Origin of the sequence: Chitinophaga sp. (genome assembly GCF_036569185.1) — a bacterium.
Classification (GTDB): Bacteria; Bacteroidota; Bacteroidia; order Chitinophagales; family Chitinophagaceae; genus Chitinophaga.
Map to the genome: position 1 here is coordinate 12831 of NZ_DATCRD010000053.1, position 16648 is coordinate 29478.

16 protein-coding genes are annotated in these 16648 nt (G+C 46.2%); 5 read left to right on the plus strand and 11 right to left on the minus strand.

Annotated features, from left to right (window positions below; translation table 11 throughout):
* Positions 1 to 14: 14 nt before the first annotated feature.
* On the plus strand, positions 15 to 359 hold the full coding sequence (locus VIM72_RS03920) for an IPT/TIG domain-containing protein (RefSeq protein WP_332001562.1): 345 nt from the start codon (positions 15 to 17) through the stop codon (positions 357 to 359).
* A 120-nt stretch (positions 360 to 479) separates the two neighbouring features.
* Positions 480 to 1244 (plus strand): helix-turn-helix domain-containing protein, encoded by a 765-nt coding sequence (locus VIM72_RS03925; RefSeq protein WP_332001563.1) that lies wholly within the window; start codon positions 480 to 482, stop codon positions 1242 to 1244.
* A 67-nt stretch (positions 1245 to 1311) separates the two neighbouring features.
* On the opposite strand, the gene VIM72_RS03930 is transcribed toward VIM72_RS03925, so the two are convergent.
* From VIM72_RS03930 to rlmD, 11 genes are all read right to left on the minus strand, one after another.
* Positions 1312 to 2754, minus strand: coding sequence for an META domain-containing protein (locus tag VIM72_RS03930; protein WP_332001564.1), 1443 nt, complete (start codon positions 2752 to 2754; stop codon positions 1312 to 1314).
* A gap of 112 nt (positions 2755 to 2866) precedes the next feature.
* Positions 2867 to 3769 (minus strand): hypothetical protein, encoded by a 903-nt coding sequence (locus VIM72_RS03935; protein WP_332001565.1) that lies wholly within the window; start codon positions 3767 to 3769, stop codon positions 2867 to 2869.
* Between the two features lie 14 nt (positions 3770 to 3783).
* Positions 3784 to 4401: an alpha-ketoglutarate-dependent dioxygenase AlkB family protein gene (locus VIM72_RS03940; protein WP_332001566.1), complete on the minus strand. Its 618-nt coding sequence runs from the start codon at positions 4399 to 4401 to the stop codon at positions 3784 to 3786.
* A 41-nt stretch (positions 4402 to 4442) separates the two neighbouring features.
* On the minus strand, positions 4443 to 5084 hold the full coding sequence (locus VIM72_RS03945) for a DNA-3-methyladenine glycosylase 2 family protein (RefSeq protein ID WP_332001567.1): 642 nt from the start codon (positions 5082 to 5084) through the stop codon (positions 4443 to 4445).
* 63 nt (positions 5085 to 5147) lie between these two features.
* Entirely contained in the window at positions 5148 to 6140 is a 993-nt protein-coding gene (locus tag VIM72_RS03950) for a M28 family peptidase (protein ID WP_332001568.1), read from the minus strand.
* A gap of 20 nt (positions 6141 to 6160) precedes the next feature.
* Positions 6161 to 7660 carry a cysteine--tRNA ligase gene (gene cysS, locus VIM72_RS03955; protein ID WP_332001569.1) on the minus strand — a complete coding sequence of 500 codons (1500 nt, stop codon included), beginning with the start codon at positions 7658 to 7660 and terminating at the stop codon, positions 6161 to 6163.
* A 144-nt stretch (positions 7661 to 7804) separates the two neighbouring features.
* Complete coding sequence (locus VIM72_RS03960; protein WP_332001570.1) at positions 7805 to 8866, minus strand: endonuclease/exonuclease/phosphatase family protein; 1062 nt, start codon at positions 8864 to 8866, stop codon at positions 7805 to 7807.
* 109 nt (positions 8867 to 8975) lie between these two features.
* Positions 8976 to 10073, minus strand: coding sequence for an endonuclease/exonuclease/phosphatase family protein (locus tag VIM72_RS03965; protein ID WP_332001571.1), 1098 nt, complete (start codon positions 10071 to 10073; stop codon positions 8976 to 8978).
* A gap of 49 nt (positions 10074 to 10122) precedes the next feature.
* Positions 10123 to 11055: a rhomboid family intramembrane serine protease gene (locus VIM72_RS03970; protein WP_332001572.1), complete on the minus strand. Its 933-nt coding sequence runs from the start codon at positions 11053 to 11055 to the stop codon at positions 10123 to 10125.
* Between the two features lie 47 nt (positions 11056 to 11102).
* Positions 11103 to 11930: a rhomboid family intramembrane serine protease gene (locus VIM72_RS03975; protein ID WP_332001573.1), complete on the minus strand. Its 828-nt coding sequence runs from the start codon at positions 11928 to 11930 to the stop codon at positions 11103 to 11105.
* A 5-nt stretch (positions 11931 to 11935) separates the two neighbouring features.
* Entirely contained in the window at positions 11936 to 13396 is a 1461-nt protein-coding gene (gene rlmD / locus VIM72_RS03980; protein WP_332001574.1) for a 23S rRNA (uracil(1939)-C(5))-methyltransferase RlmD, read from the minus strand.
* Between the two features lie 75 nt (positions 13397 to 13471).
* On the opposite strand from rlmD, the gene VIM72_RS03985 reads away from it, so the two are divergent.
* The 3 genes from VIM72_RS03985 to VIM72_RS03995 all read left to right on the plus strand — a co-directional run bounded on the left by VIM72_RS03985 (position 13472) and on the right by VIM72_RS03995 (position 16476).
* The gene (locus tag VIM72_RS03985; RefSeq protein ID WP_332001575.1) at positions 13472 to 14878 is read left to right on the plus strand and encodes a redoxin domain-containing protein; all 1407 of its coding nucleotides are present in this window, start codon (positions 13472 to 13474) and stop codon (positions 14876 to 14878) included.
* Between the two features lie 126 nt (positions 14879 to 15004).
* Positions 15005 to 15706, plus strand: coding sequence for a porin family protein (locus tag VIM72_RS03990; RefSeq protein WP_332001576.1), 702 nt, complete (start codon positions 15005 to 15007; stop codon positions 15704 to 15706).
* 149 nt (positions 15707 to 15855) lie between these two features.
* Entirely contained in the window at positions 15856 to 16476 is a 621-nt protein-coding gene (locus VIM72_RS03995) for a porin family protein (protein WP_332001577.1), read from the plus strand.
* Positions 16477 to 16648: the final 172 nt, after the last annotated feature.

Below are 16648 nucleotides of genomic sequence, written 5' to 3' on the forward strand. Positions count from 1 at the left end.
CAAAAAAAATTAAGATGACACAGTTTAAATTGTTTGTGACAGCTTTTATGCTGTTAATTACAGCCATGACGGCTTGTTCCCCGAATCCCACAGAAAATACCGCTGAAGTAGTAACTGTAGAAGGATATGCAGGAAATTTTGTCCTGATTAAAGGACATGGATTTAGTGAAGATAAGCACCTGAACAAAGTAAGCTTTGGCAACGTACCTGCGCAGATCCTGCGCGCAGATGCCAATTCCTTACTGGTACAGGTTCCTGCGCAAAAGGCCGGCACCGTACCGGTAGTAGTTGCGGTAGGAGATAATGTATCCAACGCCATGTTGTTTGCTTATCATTCCAAGCTGGTAGCAGCGAAATAAGTGTGATGAATTAAACTTGCGGGTTGCGGTTTTATATACAGTAGTAATGCGAAGATTTTCTTCCATTAGCGGAGCTGTGTATAGAACCGTAATTCGTAAGAATATTTTAATTTACATGCTATGTATAAAGAGTTCCGGCCACATCCGCTATTGACTTCATATGTAGACGCCTACTGGACAGCAGGCGGTATACCGTTTATGCAACAGCGTATATTACCGGATACCTGTGCGGATATTATTTTTAATATCAGTGAAGATGTTATAACAACTGATGGAGAGATGGGCGTATTGCCTGGTAATGCTTTTGTTGTGGGAACTATGACCACTTACCAGGATACTGTTCTCAATGCCGGCACCTATTTGTTAGGAATCCGTTTCAAACCCGGAGGATTGAACGCATTCACCGGTATGCCTTTGCAATTAATTACGGATGAACAGGCGCCTTTGTGTGATGTTGCTTCCGGATGGCATGTAACGCTGGAACCTTTGTTGTTAAAAGCTGCGGGCGTAGCGGCAAAAGTGAAATGCCTGGAATCGTTTCTTTTGCAGCGGCTGCCGGTCCATAATATCATCTCCGAAAAAATGCAAAGCAGTATTGCGTTAATCAGGCAGGCAAAAGGAGATATTGCCATTAATGCATTAGCTGCGAATGCCTGTATGAGCCCCCGCAATTTTGAAAGACATTTCCTTCAGATATCCGGCGTATCTCCTAAAACATTTACCCGTATTGTACGGTTCATACATCTGAAGCAACAGCTGGAAAGCCTGCCGGCCCCTCATTTGTTATCACTGGCACTGGATAATGGATTTTATGATCATGCACATCTGACGCGTGAGTTCAAAGCCTTTGCAGGGGATAGCCCTACCAGTTATATGCGGCGATAGCATTACAATAAAAAAGCAGGAAAATTTCTTTCCTGCTTTTTTATTTATAAGAGTATCCGTGTGGAGATTATAGTGTTTTATCCTGCATGCCAAACATGACTACAATTTTCCCGTCTTTATAAAGATTGAGTGTTTGATCCGCCACATCATACCGGAAGGAATTATCACCGATAAGTTTCAGAAATTCTGTTTCGCGGCGCATCACATCTGCATCTATACAAGCCATGCGGGTACTGATACCCTTGGTGAATTTAATTTCATCGCCGTTGGTGCTGTACCCCCCGGAAATGCTGTTGCATCCGCCTTTACCATGGAAACGCTTTTGATGGGTATCAAATTCCAGCCAGATGCCGGAGTTATCCAACGTGACATCGTTTAGTTTAATTACGCTCCATTTTTTGCTGCCAATGAAAGCCCATTGTTTATCATTTGAAGCGGCGCCCTGCTCTTCGTTACTACTACTTTCAAGGATGAACTGCATCACCGGTTTGCCGTTTTCCTGCAGATCGATGGTTTCACCGTTCACAGCATAGGTGAAAGTATGTCCGCCGAGCTGTTTCAGAAAATCCGATTCACGGCGCATTACATCTGCATCTCCGCACATCATGCGGGTGCTCATGGCCTGGGAGAAAGTGATCTTATTGCCAGCGATGGTATAGCCACCGGAAATGTTATTGCATCCGCCTTTGCCGCTGAAGCGTTTTTTTGCGGCATCAAACTGCAACCAGATACCGGAGTTGCTGATCACTCCTTCGTTCATCATTTTCAGCGTCCATTTTTTATTGCTAACAGAGGCCCAGTTATTATTACCGGTGTTACCGGAAGCGTTGCCATTTTTTTCTTCCAGGCGGAATTGCAGTATGGCATTACCGTTTTGAAGCAGGCTCACAGTTTGTCCGGATATGGTGTACTGGAATGTCTGATCGCCCAGTTGTTTCATGAAGGTGGTTTCACGGCGCATCATGTCCCTGTCGGGGCAAGCCATCAGGGTACCTGCAGTTTTCGAAAAAGTAATACTGTTGCCGGACAAGGTATAGGCGCCCATCATGCTATTGCAGCCACTTTTGCCGTGAATACGCTTTTGGGCAGGGTCAAATTCCATCCAGATAGCGCCATCAGTAATTGCTTCGTTATCCATTTTCACCAATACCCATTTCTTTCCTGTAGCGGCAGACAGTCCCGCATTCCGGATCTTCTTTTTTTCCAGCACTTTGGTCAGCGTATATTTCAGGGAGGAGCCATCGGCTGGCGGATTTTTTATTTGTGTAATTCTTACGCGGAGTTTGTACCGGTAGCCGGGTGTATACTTAAAACCGCTGATATTGGTATATAGGTTTGACCAGTCTGTATCATTTACTCCTTTTATCTGCAAACACTCCATAGGAGCTACCCCGGTACAGGGCTCCTTTGATTCTTTTACATAGATGACCTGTGTTTTGGCCGGTTGTTGCTTATTTTGTACCGGACCCGTAAAGGTGGTGGCGAGGGTGATTGCTAACGCGAATAACATAAAATATAGATTTTAATGATTAACAACAAAAGGAGTCATGAGGTTGTCTCTTTTGAAGGAATGATTCACATTTTGCAAAAACGCTGCCAGTCCGCTCTTTAAGGGCCAGTCATTATTTGCCAACGGCACGGTGGCTGGTTGGGTGTATTTTTCCTATCCGCCTGATAATAGATTCATAATAAGCCAGTTTATCTTTACCCGGCAGGCTTACAATGGTTACATCATTAGCGGTGAGCAGGTCCAGTTTAAATTTGGAGGCTGCCACATATTCTTCCGGGATATAGTAGAAGATCTGGTTGGGCACCGGAACATTTTTGTGATGAAATTTTTGCCGTGCCCTGTAGGTCAGCAGCCACCAGAGGTCTGTTTCAACAAAATCGAGCGACAGCCCGAAGATGTGTATATCTTCCGTGAAGAAGAGATCTATCCAGGAGTGGAAGTATATCTCTTTGGCGTGAATACGCCGGAGCAGGGAGGGCTTGGGCACTTCTTTGGAGGAGTACACAGTGCCGCTTACTACGTAGTTGCGCATCAGCTGTAACTGGCCTCCATAGTGCTCAAAGCCCAGGTTGATGCTCATCGGGTTGAGACAATCGCCATGAATATGCCAGTAATGGATATCATCCACTTCATATCTCCGGAAAATACTATAAAATTTTTCCTTGATAATGCTGGTGTTTTCCAGCGGTATCTGCCCTTCCAGTGTAAATTCGTAGTTGGTGGTCAGAATATGTGCCGGCTTAAGATCACGGATAGCGGCATGCAACGGGTTGGCTTTTATTTCTGCTGCTTTAATGGCAATAAATGATTTGAGGTCTTTTTCTCTTATCCGATGATTTTTGCTGGCGGTGAGAAAAATTTCTTCATAGAGGAGAGGAAATGGTTTTTTGTCGTCCAATTCCACACAGTCGCCTGCATGGCAAAAGGTGATGATATCCTGCAGCAGGTCTTTCCAGCTCTGGCCGCGGGAAATGTTGTTAATGTCATTTCCGATTAATAATACGAGGTTTTTCATAGTATATGTCATCTTTACGGGTGGATAAACCGGAAGGTGAGGTTAATTCTTCCGTCTGATACTTTAGTGGTTTTCGGGACCTGGTGCTCCCAGTATTCCTGCAAGGGTCCTTTCATAACCAGGAGGGAGCCATGTTGCAGCGACAATTCATACTTTCGTTGGTGTTCACTTTTATAACGCAGCTGGAAGCGCCGGGTCGCGCCAAAATTTACCGAGGCAATAACCGGGTAGCGGCCCAGTTCCGGTTCATCGTCTGCGTGCCAGCCCATAGAATCATTGCCATTACGGTAGAGATTCAGTAATACGCTGTTGAACGACTGGCCGCAGGTGGGGGTAATGCGGTCGCGTATCTGCAGCAAGGCAGCTGTCCATGGTTCCGGGTGAAAAACATTTCCGGAGAAACTATAGGATGTGGCAGCATCTCCATACCAGGCCATCAAACGGGGGAACAGCACTTTTTTGCCGTACATTTTCATGGATTCCTGTTTCCAGTTGGTGGTTTCCAGGAGAACCTGCATAAAACGACTGCTTTCCTCCCCGTTAAAAAACTGTGGATAATAAGCCAGCTCTCCATTTAGTAATGAAATCTTCGTGGCATCCTCTTCATTAAAAAAACTTCCCTGCACATTCATAACACAAATTTACCAACGTGCTACGCACTGTATATGTAATGTTATTTGTCTGGTGTGTTATCTTTCCAGGCCCATAAATAGCGGCAGGCATGGGTCCGGTAGGGCGACCATTTTTCAGTGATACTGATCAGTTTATTGCGGAACGCTTTTTTGTCTTCCCGGTCCAGTTTATACAGCTTAACTATTGCCTGTTGCAGGCCCCAGTCGTCCATTGCAAATACATCTTCGCGGCCCAGGTAGAACATCAGCAGCATTTCCACTGTCCAGCGGCCAACGCCTTTTATTTGGGTAAGGTAGGCAATCACTTCGTCGTTGCCCATTTTTTTCAGTTTGCTATCGGTTACTTTTTCGGCGATCACAAATGCCGCCACGTTATGCACATAGGTAACCTTCGCATTGGATAAGCCAATGCCACGTAGTATAGGGGCCGGAGTATCCAGTACCTGTTGGGCAGTAGGCTCCTTACCGCCATAGAGGGCCAGGAACCGGGCGTAAATCACATCTGCCACTTTGGTGGATAGCTGTTGGCTCATAATGGAACCGATCAGCCTCAGGCAAATGTTTTTTCGTATAGTCAGCTCCGTTAACGGGCCGCTGATTATTTTCTGAAGTTTTTTATCCTTGCTGAGATGTGTCACATAATGCAGCGGAGTAATGTCCGGGGTGCTTTTTGACCTGGGCATAAACTGTTTTTTATGAAGTTAATACGTCACATCATCTTTCACCCACTGTTTCCACGGCGGATATTAATAACTGAAAGGCTGGGTATAAATCACCTGCAACAGTGTTTGTCCTACTGCCTGCAGTGTTTTCCGGTCAATCACATCCATATTATCGTTTTGGGTATGCCAGTGAGGAGCAAAGTCGTTGTTGGCCTGTAATGCGATGATATCGAATGTAGGAATATTGGCGATGGTATTTACTGCAATATGATCATCCGTGATGAAAGCGCCATTATTTTCATACCGGAACAGGTCTGAATAACCGAGCTGGTTGGCTACATCCCAGAACATTTTCATTTGCGCGCCTGCATATTGTTTGGAGGAGCCTTCCATATAGAACTGGGTGCCCCGTCCGCCTACCATATCCAGGAGGATGCCGTAGTTCGCTTTATAGCCGGGAATGTGCGGGTTTTTAGCCCAGTACTGGGTACCAAGGCAAAATGAATTTTCATCATTTTTAGCGCCGTAATCTTCCACATCTACCAGCAGGATATCCACTCCGGCCTCCGGTTTTTGTTTCTGAAACTGCCGGGCGGCTTCCATTAGTACAGCCACGCCGCTGGCGCCGTCGTCTGCACCATCCAGTTTTTTTGTTTTATCAAAGGCGTCTTCGTCTGCCCAGGGACGGGTATCCCAGTGAGCCAGCAGTAGGACGCGCTGTTTTGCCGCCGGGTTGAAACTGGCGATGATATTGATGCAGGGCAGTTTTTCATTTTTAGGTCCGGTAACGGTAGTCCGCTGTACATATACAGTATCCGCCCAGTGACGGAAATTGCTGATCAGCCAGCTGGCGCATTTTTCCTGCGCGGGAGTATTGGGTATCCTGGGTCCGAAGCTCACCTGCTTTGCTGTGTATGCATATGCAGAATCTGCCTGGAAAACGGGTACCGGTACAGCTACCTTAGCCACTTTGCTGGCGCCGGTACTGTCGCTGGTGTTATCGGTAGTCTGACTGTTCTGCTGGCAGGCGCCGGCCAGTAAGGCCAGCGCTGTCAGCGTAATTAGAGCTTTACGCATTATCTTCCGGAATGTTTATTTTATTGAAGACTATAGGAAACGGTACCGTCTTTTTCATCTTTCAGCTGAATGCCTACAGATAACAGTTCGTTACGGATTTTATCTGAAGTAGCATAGTCCTTGCGGCTTTTGGCTTCTTTCCTCATTTCAATCAGCATCCGCAATACGCCATCCAGTTTATTGTCTTCCCCTGAAATGGCTTCCTGTTGAATGCCGAGGATGTCTACGAGATAGGTTTTCCAGGTTTGTTGCAGCAGCAGGAAAGTATCTTCGCTTATTTCATGCATTTTTATCTGCCCGCCTTTCAGTGAGTTGATCACCGGTGTAAGCTCAAACAGGTTGGCCAATACCTTTGCAGTATTGAAATCATCGTTCATGAACTCAGGGCATTCAAGGCACCACTGGCGCACCTGCTTATCCAGTTCTTCATTAATACCCTGGCCATTGGCGCCGGTATAGCTGAGCTTCTGTAAGGTTTCATAGGCAGCCCATAAGCGCTGTAATCCTTTTTCTGCGGCCTGCAGTGCTTCATTGGAGAAATCCAGTGTACTGCGGTAGTGTGTCTGCAAAACAAAGAAGCGGATGGTCATGGGGCTGTATGGCTTATCCAGCTGCGGATTTTCCCCGGAAAACATTTCAGTGAGCTTGATGGTGTTGCCATAAGCTTTACCCATTTTACGGCCGTTGATGGTGATCATGTTATTGTGCATCCAGTAACGGGCCATCATATCGCCGTGCGCAATTTCACTTTGTGCAATTTCGCATTCATGATGTGGGAACTGGAGGTCCATACCACCGCCATGAATATCGAATTGTTTGCCCAGGTATTTAGCGCTCATTGCCGAGCATTCAATATGCCATCCGGGAAAGCCCTCGCCCCAGGGGCTTGGCCAGCGCATAATATGTTCCGGCGGCGCTTTTTTCCAGAGGGCAAAGTCTGCTTTATTGTGTTTGTCGTCCTGGCCTTCCAGTTCCCTGGTGGTTTCCAGCATATCTTCCAGTACGCGACCGCTCAGGATACCGTAATCGTAGCTGGCGGCGTATTTTTTTACATCGAAATATACACTGCCATCCACTTCATAGGCATAGCCTTTTTCCATGATGGTTTTGATCATTTCAATCTGCTCAATGATATGCCCGGTAGCGGTGGGCTCAATGCTGGGTTCAAGGCAGCCAAACTGCAGCATGGCCCAGTGGTACAGGTTGGTGTATTTCTGTACCAGTTCCATGGGCTCCAGTTTTTCCAGTATGGCAAACTTGGAAATTTTATCTTCCGCGGCGCGGCCTTCTTCTTCAAAGTGCCCGGCGTCGGTAATATTGCGAACGTAGCGTACTTTATATCCCAGGTGTTGTAAATAACGGAATACTACATCAAACGTAATATAAGGGCGGGCATGTCCGAGGTGTGATTCGCCGGAAACGGTAGGGCCGCACACATACATACCAACATGGCCCGGGTGTAAAGGTGTAAACACTTCTTTCTGACGGTGTAATGAATTATATATCCTTAGTTCTGACATATGCTGTAAATGACAGATGTCAATAGTGCTGACATCTTATTTTTTATTGATGGATGGCAAAGATAAAAATTGTTTTCCTGGTATAAGCAGGCAACAACATCGGTCAGCGCTAAAAATATTATACATTTTCATAATTGGTTACAGTTATTTATTTACTTCTACTGCTGTTTTTCCGCTACCGATCAGGCTAAGATTGGTAATTACAGGATAATGGTCAGACAGGTCTGAGCTTATTTTCCGGAAGCTGTTTACCTTAAAATGGTTACTGACAAAAACGTAGTCAATACGCAAGGTAGGAGCAAGCCCTGTAAAAGTACGGCCAATTCCGAAACCTTTTTGCAGAAAAGCGTCCTGGAGGTCGCCTTTAATGGTAAAGTAGGTATAGGAGGCCGGGGTATCGTTAAAATCGCCGCACACGATTACAGGATATGGGCTTTGCCGGATAAAATTGCCCACAATATCGGCTTGCTGACTGCGGCGGATATATGCGTCGCGCATTTTCTGGATAATGCTTTTAGTCGCTTTCAGGCCCGTGTCTTCCTGGTTTTTGATTTTCCGGATGGCAGAGTAATCTTTTTCGTTAAACCGATAAGATTCCAGGTGCATATTAACGATCCGGAGGGTGTCCTGGTTTTTCACAATATCAGCATAGATAAGGCTTTCACTTCTGGGCCCATCGCTCATTTTCACTTTATCTGATGCAATAATAGGGAAGCGGGAGTAAATAATGGAGCCCCAGTGCTGCATGCCATCCCTGTTAAAATCGCTGGAAAAGTAACGGTAAGGTAATTCCATTTCCCTGGAAATATCTTCCCGGTTATTAAAATCATTTTTCTTTTCAGAGGTATAAAAATCCTGGAAGCAGGCAATATCCAGTTCTTGTTTTTTAATCATCGCAAACATAGCCTGCCGGTTATATTTGCTGTCTTTTTCGCGGTATAGCCCAAACTGGCTCACATTGTAGCTCATTACGGTAAGGGTATTGGCGCCGGTGGCCGCTTTATTGCCGGAAGGCATTTTAAAGGCCACGAAAGCACTGATGGATTTCCAACCAAGCAGCAGGGCAATCAGCGACAACAAGGCATAACGATAATTAAAAAACAGCCATCCTACCAGGAATATCACCAGTATGCCCAGCAGGAAGGGAAACGCCAGCGTAATAAAACTGATGGGCCAGAACCACGCCGGTGAAATATATGGTGCCATACAGGCTGCCAGGAAAAGTAATACCACGGCGAAATTGATGATCAGAAAAAATCCTTTCGTAAATAGTCTTAAAAAGCGCACCGCGTCATACTTTGTTGAAGTACTAAAGTTAGTTTTTTTTCAATGAAAGAGAGGCCATCACCGGAAAATGCTCAGATGTCCCCGGGTGAAAAACCTTACTGCTGTGGATGTTCAGGGGGGATTGCGCCAGTATGTAGTCGATCCGCAGGGAGGGCGACAAATAGGAGAGCGTTCGTCCCCAACCGGCATTTGTTTTCAGGAATGCATCCTGCATCCCGCGGCTGATAGTTTTATAGGTAAACGAAACAGGCGTATCATTAAAATCGCCGCATACAATAACCGGGTAAGGGCTTTGGGCTACCAGCGCCGCCAGTTGGAGGGCCTGGGCGGACCTTGCCCGGAAAGTACTTCTCATTTTATACACCAGGCCGGTTCCTTTGGGCGTTTTCATCTGCTCATAATCTTCACTGTTAAACATATACGAAGTTAGCTGAACCGAAAATACCCGGATGGTATCTCCCTTTGCCGCAATATCGGCCTGGAGAAAGGTGCTGCCGCTTCCAAATGAGCTTTCCCCGCAGCGAATGGCGGAGGCAGTAAGCACAGGGTAGCGGGAAAACAGCGCAATGCCGTAATGCCAGCTTTCCCAGTGGGTTTTATCGTCCGTGAAATAATGATACGGGTAATTCCCTGCAGCGCTGATGCGTTGAATATGATTTTCCCTGCCGGGTTGATCATTCGTGTAAAATTCCTGCAAACAAAGTATGTCCGGCTTACCGGAGGCAATGGTATTGTAGATCGCAGCTTCCTTGTCTTTATCCGTTACATATCTTACCAAACCCATACTGCTGGTATTATAGGTCATGAGTGTAAACTGCCTGCTGTTGGTTTGCGGGAGTAAAGAATTTTCCCGGAAGATGTGAACGCCCCAGGTAGTTAAGGCTGCGGGCATTGCACAGAGCATTGCTATGAGATTTGTCCACACAAAATTCAGGTTCCGGCGCCACATCCACAAAATGGTGTAAATGAAGCAAAGCGGGAAAAGTATGGGGAAGAAGAACCCGGAAAACCCGGCCGGCCAGCATTTGCCGGGATTAAGGTAAGGAAGACAGACGCTAAGGAGAAGGGCCACTATCAGGCAAATGTTGCTCCAGCGCAAGGTGCTACGTACAATAATTTTCAGCATAGGGAGCAGGCAATTGGAACCTGAAAGTATTTTCTAATCCGTAATGCTTTTATTCTGTTTTGCTTGCTCTCAATAAAGTATCCCGTTCTTCTGCAGTAAGGGAGGCCAACCCGTTTTCGTTGATCTTATCAAGGATTTCATTCAGTTTTTGCTCAGGTACTTTGCCAATGCGCCTGTAGGGCTGCTGTTCTGTATCTTCCGGGGAATTTTTCTTTTTAAAATCGTCCGGGTTGATGCGCTGGGATACAGGGTGAAATACGTGGGTAAGCTTAAAGGCAAGCCTGTTGAAACCTGCTCCCAGGTCGGTACCTTTTTTCCACTGGTACATATAGAACCAGCCTGCCAGTGCGCCGCCCGCCAGCCCGGGAATATAAGTATATCCATAACTGGAGGAAGCCATCAGCGCTCCAACAGAAAGCATTACAAAAACGAGGGTAATGATCCATAGTGAAATTCCTCCTGCCAGTAAAGGGAATATGCGGTAACGTGGGGCAATGGTAGTTACTCCCATTGCAATGGCCATTATACTGCCGGCGGCGCCAAGAGCATACTCATTGGCTGCCAGGGTATGAAAAGATGGGACGAGCTGCATCGCCGCTACATAAAAGAGGTTACTGCAGATACCTCCAAAAAGATAGAGCGGTAAAATCCGCTGGTAGCCTGCCAGGTGCTGCATAAAAGTGCCGAAGCACCACAGCCATACCATATTGGAAAAGATCTGCCAGAAGCTAATATGTGTAAATAGGGAAGTGACCAGCGTCCAAGGACGGGTCAGTAATTTGGAGGGGTCTGCCGGAAGCCTCAGCCAGGTCATAATATCCTGGTGGAAGCGTGGCTCGCCCACCTGTTCCATCTGGTATATTACGAGGGTGAAAAAAAGGAAAACGAAAATCGTAAGATTAACGACCATCAGGTGTGTCACCATATTTCTTCCTTCTCCTAAAGAGAGGCGGGGCAATTTCTCTTTTTCCAACGCATGCATGGTACAAATATTTTTCAATACAAAAATACGTCAATAATACAGTTGTCTTAATAAAAATCTGTTCTGCTTTTGTTCCATCCTCTCAGCAGCAGGTAAGCAAAGAGCGCGCCACCAAGGTGGGCGAAATGGGCTACGTTATCGCCTGCTGAATTCTGGATACCGGACCATAGTTCGCCCAGGATCATAAATCCAACCACAAATTTGGCCCTGACAGGTATCATCGCGAAGAAATAGAGGTACCGGTTGGGGAACAGGTAGCCGAATGCGAAAAGGATACCGTATACTGCTCCGGAAGCGCCCACTGTAGCGCCGTTCCGGTAATAGGACACATAATTCCTGACATAAAGTCTTGCCATTTCTATTGCTTCAGGGTCATGGGCGGCCAATGCGCCTTTCAGGCTTTCCATGTTGAAGTTGGCCAGGTTGCCGATATCGAACTTATTATCCAGGGCTACAAAATTTGAAAAGCTTGGGTCGTTCAGGAATTGAGCGGCATACCTGTTAAGGTTTACATTTTCATAAGTGAGCACGCCCATGTGGCAGAGGGCGGCGCCCAGTCCGCAGATCATGTAAAAGATCAGGAAACGCTTCGGCCCCCATAAATTTTCCAGGGTAGCGCCAAACATCCACAGGGTAAACATATTGAAGAGCACATGCGTGATGTTCTTCGGATCGTGCAGGAACAGGTGTGTGATAAACTGATGTGGTTTGAATAGTTCGGAACCCCAGTAGTGGAGGGCAAACAAACGACTCAGATCATAATCAAATTTGCTCAGCAGCGTAACCTGCACTAACCAAACCAAACCATTAATGATCATCAGATTTTTGATCACCATTGGCAGGTACTGAAATTTTCCGGGCCTGTACTCGTTCATTGTTGCTAGTTATTATCTCTTTTTTTCAACAACACCACATTTTCGATGTGATGGGTGTGCGGGAACATGTCTACCGGTTGTACCTTTTCCACTGTATAGAGTGAGTCCAGCAAAGCCAGGTCCCTGGCTTGTGTAGCGGGGTTGCAGCTAACGTATACAATTTTAGGGGCACCGATTTCCAGCAGTTTATTTACCAGTTTTTCGTGCATGCCTGCCCGTGGGGGATCAGTGATGATCACATCCGGCTGGCCATGCTGTGCAAAAAACTCATCATTACAAATATCCACTACATCGCCAGCAAAAAAGGTGGCATTGTTCACATTATTGCGGGCAGCGTTTTCCTTTGCGTCGTCTATCGCTTCCTTAATCAGTTCAATACCTACCACTTTGCGGGCGCTGCGCGACACGAAGATCCCGATGCTGCCGGTACCGCAATATAGGTCATATACAATTTCGGACCCGGTTAACCCGGCAAAATCCCGTGTTACTTTATATAATACTTCTCCCTGGTAGGTATTGGTCTGGAAAAAGGATTTCGGACCTATCTTGAAAACAAATTCCTCCAGTTTCTCTTCTGCATATCCCTTACCAAAATATACTTTGGGTTCCAGGTCGAAGATGCTGTCGTTTCCTTTCGGGTTAATGGTATACAGTACTGTGGTGATAGCCGGAACCGTTTTCAGCAGATGATCCAGCAGCGCTATCCTGTTGGGCTTGTCTTCATGATGGATCACCAGGTTTACCATGATTTCACCGGTGGTACACAAACGGACCACCAGGTTACGCAGCCATCCCTGCTGGGCACGGATATCGTAAAAAGTGAGGTCATGGGCAACCGCGTATTCACGGATGGTATTACGGATCAGGTTTACCGGTTCCTGCATCAGGTAACAGGTATCTATGTTCAGCACTTTATCGAACAGTTTGGGCACATGGAAGCCCAGTGCGGGTCTTACAGGTATTTCACCATCGTTGGCCCTGATCTCTTCGTTGGTAAGGTATGCTTTGTTGCTGAAGGTAAATTCCAGTTTATTACGGTAATATTCGGTATGGGCGCTGCCAAGGATAGGATCCATCGGCGGTAATGCCAGTTTCCCGATCCGTTGCAGGTGGTCTGCCACCTGTTGTTGTTTGTATTCCAGCTGAAGGGAATAAGGCAGCATCTGCCATTTACATCCACCGCAGGTGCCAAAATGCTGGCAAAAAGGAGTTACTCTTTTATCTGAATAGCTGTGAAAGTGCACTACTTTCCCTTCTGCCCAGTCTTTTTTGTTTTTACCAAGACGAACATCGACCACATCGCCGGGCACCACCCCGCCTTCAATAAATACAACTTTCCCGTCGTGACGGGCCAGGGCCTTACCTTCTGCTGCATAAGCAGTTACCGGTACATTTTCTAAAACAACATTTTTTTTCCTCACGGCTGCAAAGGTAATTGAAATGCTGAATCCTGCCTCGTAATTCATGTGAATTACCATTCAGCACACCGCTTTCCTTTTTTATTTTTTTACGCTTACATTTACATATTGCTTTCAAACATTATGCGTAGATTATTTGCACTACTGATTATGGCCCTGCTGGGGGCATTTAGCCTGCAGGCGCAGGGGTACCAGATTTCCGTAAAGCTGAAAAACTTTACCGGCGGGAAATTTTTCCTGGCGCATTACATGGGGAGGTCCACTTACCTGGCCGACTCTGCAGAGGTGGGCCAGGTGGGAGAAGTAGTGCTGAAAGGCAAGGAGAAGCTGTTACCTGGTATTTACCTGTTGGTATTGCCCGGTAAACAACAGTATATAGAAACACTGATAGATAAACAACAGGTTTTTAGCGTAGCGATCGATACCAGCGATCTCGTTAATAAAACGGTATATAAAGGCAGCCCTGATAACGACGGTTTCCTGGCCTACAACAAATTCCTTTTCAAACAGGAAACATTGAGCCGGAGTATCCAGCAGCAACTGCAAACGGCCCATACGGCAGCGGATTCCGCAAAAGTGCAACCACTGCAGCAGGAACTGGGCAGGAAGATCCAGGAATTCAGAACCGGCTTTATCGCGGAGCATCCCGGCAATATTCTCAGTACTATTTTCCTGGCTATGAAGGAGCCGGTGGTACCACCGCAGCCGGCCGGAGCAGATTCGTTGTTTGCCTATCATTATTTTAAAAACCACTACTGGGATGAGGTTGACCTGGAAAGCGACCGCCTGGTGAGAACACCTATACTGGAAGGCAAGCTTAAGAAGTATTTCACACAACTGGTACCGGTACATCCTGATTCTATTATTGTTGACTGCGATGCCATGATTGCCCGCACCCGCAAAAGCAAAGAAGTATTTAAGTTTGTGCTTTGGTGGCTTACCTATAACTATGAAAGCTCACCCTACATGGGAATGGATGCGGTTTTTGTACATCTTGTAGAGAAATATTATGTGCCGGGAGAAGCTTTCTGGCTGAACGATGAGCAACTTAATAAGATTGTGGACAGGGCATACACGATGGCGCCTAACCTGATTGGACGGCAGGCCGCCCCGCTACAGTTTAAAGATACTGCGGCCCGGTCGCTTTCGCTTTACAAAACGCCCGCTAAGTTTACAGTACTTGTTTTCTGGGACCCCACCTGCGGACATTGCAAAACAGAGATCCCACGGCTCGATTCCGCCTGGAACGCCAGCTGGAAGAGCAGGGGCGTGGCTATAATTGGTGTTAAAACGGAAGGCACCAGGGAGGAGTGGCTGCAATTTATCAGAGAGCATCATCTAAAAGGATGGATACATGGCTCAGATCCGCAGGCGGAAACCAATTACCGGAGGCTTTATGATGTTTATAGTACGCCAATGGTTTATTTACTGGATGAGAAGAAAAAGATAGTGGCAAAAAGGCTGGGTGTGGAGCAATTGCAGGAGTTTTTGGACCGGGTTGCCCCAAAAGATTCCGCGGCCCGGATGTAGAAATACGAGTGTAGAACGTAGAATATACACCTCGGTTTATGTTGATAATCAGATAGTTAAATGGATTTAACATTCCTTTGGCATAGTCTTTGGCTTTGGGGTTAGCGGACCATAAAACCAAAGATTATGAAGAAGATCTTATTATCATTCGCAGCGTTAACCTTTTCCATTGCGGCGATGTCTCAGGCAAGAGTTGGGATTAAGGCCGGCTGGAACCTCTCCAACATCACCTATGATAACTCCGGAAATACAAAAGACAGTCGTTCATTATCCGGTTTTAATGTGGGAGCCATTGCGGATTTACCGTTAGTTCCAAAGATTTTGTCGTTCCAGCCCGGGGTGTTTTATACAACGAAAGGTACCAAACTGGAAACCGGGGACAAGAATAATTCTACTGCGGATCCTTATGCAAAATATACCATCAACCCTTCTTACATCGAGATTCCGCTGAACTTCGTGGCTAAGTTGCCAATAGGAGAAAGTTCCAGTCTTTTTGCAGGCGTGGGCCCTTACTTTGCATTTGGTGTAGCCGGTAAGCAGAAGTACGAAACCACTATTGCCGGTGTACACGCCAGTGGCTCGGAAAGTATTAAGTGGGATGATGATACCCCGTTTAACAACGACCCGAACACAGCTTACAATAAAATGAAGCGTTTCGACTGGGGTGGTAACGTACAGATTGGTGCAGAGCTCAGCAACTTCCTGGTGTCTGCACAATATGGGATAGGTTTTGCCAAAGTACGCTCCGGTGAAGACAACAGTACCGATGATAAGAGCAAAAACCGTGTGTTCAGTGTATCAGTAGGTTATTTATTCGGAGGAAAATAGCTGTTAAACAAACAATTACAGGATTAAATTGTAATAACTGCAAGCAAGCAAAAAACAGGTTCATTCATTAGTTGGCAATCAAAAAAAATGAGGAAGCGATACCTGGCCTGTGGGTATCGCTTCCCTCAATCATTCAAACTACATCACACATGAAAAAGGTATTATTATCTGCAGCCGCATTACTGGTAGCAAGTCTTTCTTTTGGCCAGGCTAAATGGGGTATTGTTGCAGGACCGCAGTTTTCAAGCATTACTGCCAAAAATGCTGGTTTAAACAATGGAAAGGAAACCAGTTCTCTCCTTACCGGTATCAGGGCAGGGGTTACGGTAGATATCCCGCTGGCGGATGAATTTTATATCGGAACAGGATTACTTTACTCGGGTAAAGGAGGCAAAGCCAAGGACACAGATGTGAAAACCACCTTATCCTACCTGGAACTGCCGGTTCATTTTATGTTTAAACCGGAAGTAGGTACCGGCAAACTGGTGTTATCCGCAGGTCCATACCTGGCCTATGGCTTAGGTGGAAAAATTAAGGATACCGGTTTGGGCGATTTGGATGTGTATGACGATGAAGCCACTATACTCAAACAAAAGAGGCTGGATGCCGGTTTAGGTATCAATGTTGGCTATGAAATGCCGATGGGACTGTATTTCGGCCTTAACACCGGTCTTGGCCTGGTAAACACTGCTGATAATACAAACAATGACCGTAGCTTTAAGAACACCTCCTTCGGTGTGTCTGTTGGCTATAAATTTGGCGGCAGGTAATACTGGTTCCAGATGAACTTTTTATTAACCACCCGGAATTCCGGGTGGTTTTTTATTTTTATGAAAACCTTTGTTTATTTTCGCGTTCAACAACCGACTGAGCATTAAGACAGCATTAAAGACTTTTCCCCCAAAATGAAATGAAATAATGTCGATGTGATATTAATAATCC

Bases quoted from the DNA above. Each gene is read 5' to 3' on its own strand.
- VIM72_RS03920 (WP_332001562.1), top strand. From the start codon at position 15: ATGACACAGTTTAAATTGTTTGTGACAGCTTTTATGCTGTTAATTACA.
- VIM72_RS03925 (WP_332001563.1), top strand. From the start codon at position 480: ATGTATAAAGAGTTCCGGCCACATCCGCTATTGACTTCATATGTAGAC.
- VIM72_RS03930 (WP_332001564.1), bottom strand. From the start codon at position 2,754: ATGTTATTCGCGTTAGCAATCACCCTCGCCACCACCTTTACGGGTCCG.
- VIM72_RS03935 (WP_332001565.1), bottom strand. From the start codon at position 3,769: ATGAAAAACCTCGTATTATTAATCGGAAATGACATTAACAACATTTCC.
- VIM72_RS03940 (WP_332001566.1), bottom strand. From the start codon at position 4,401: ATGAATGTGCAGGGAAGTTTTTTTAATGAAGAGGATGCCACGAAGATT.
- VIM72_RS03945 (WP_332001567.1), bottom strand. From the start codon at position 5,084: ATGCCCAGGTCAAAAAGCACCCCGGACATTACTCCGCTGCATTATGTG.
- VIM72_RS03950 (WP_332001568.1), bottom strand. From the start codon at position 6,140: ATGCGTAAAGCTCTAATTACGCTGACAGCGCTGGCCTTACTGGCCGGC.
- cysS (WP_332001569.1), bottom strand. From the start codon at position 7,660: ATGTCAGAACTAAGGATATATAATTCATTACACCGTCAGAAAGAAGTG.
- VIM72_RS03960 (WP_332001570.1), bottom strand. From the start codon at position 8,866: ATGGCACCATATATTTCACCGGCGTGGTTCTGGCCCATCAGTTTTATT.
- VIM72_RS03965 (WP_332001571.1), bottom strand. From the start codon at position 10,073: ATGCTGAAAATTATTGTACGTAGCACCTTGCGCTGGAGCAACATTTGC.
- VIM72_RS03970 (WP_332001572.1), bottom strand. From the start codon at position 11,055: ATGCATGCGTTGGAAAAAGAGAAATTGCCCCGCCTCTCTTTAGGAGAA.
- VIM72_RS03975 (WP_332001573.1), bottom strand. From the start codon at position 11,930: ATGAACGAGTACAGGCCCGGAAAATTTCAGTACCTGCCAATGGTGATC.
- rlmD (WP_332001574.1), bottom strand. From the start codon at position 13,396: ATGAATTACGAGGCAGGATTCAGCATTTCAATTACCTTTGCAGCCGTG.
- VIM72_RS03985 (WP_332001575.1), top strand. From the start codon at position 13,472: ATGCGTAGATTATTTGCACTACTGATTATGGCCCTGCTGGGGGCATTT.
- VIM72_RS03990 (WP_332001576.1), top strand. From the start codon at position 15,005: ATGAAGAAGATCTTATTATCATTCGCAGCGTTAACCTTTTCCATTGCG.
- VIM72_RS03995 (WP_332001577.1), top strand. From the start codon at position 15,856: ATGAAAAAGGTATTATTATCTGCAGCCGCATTACTGGTAGCAAGTCTT.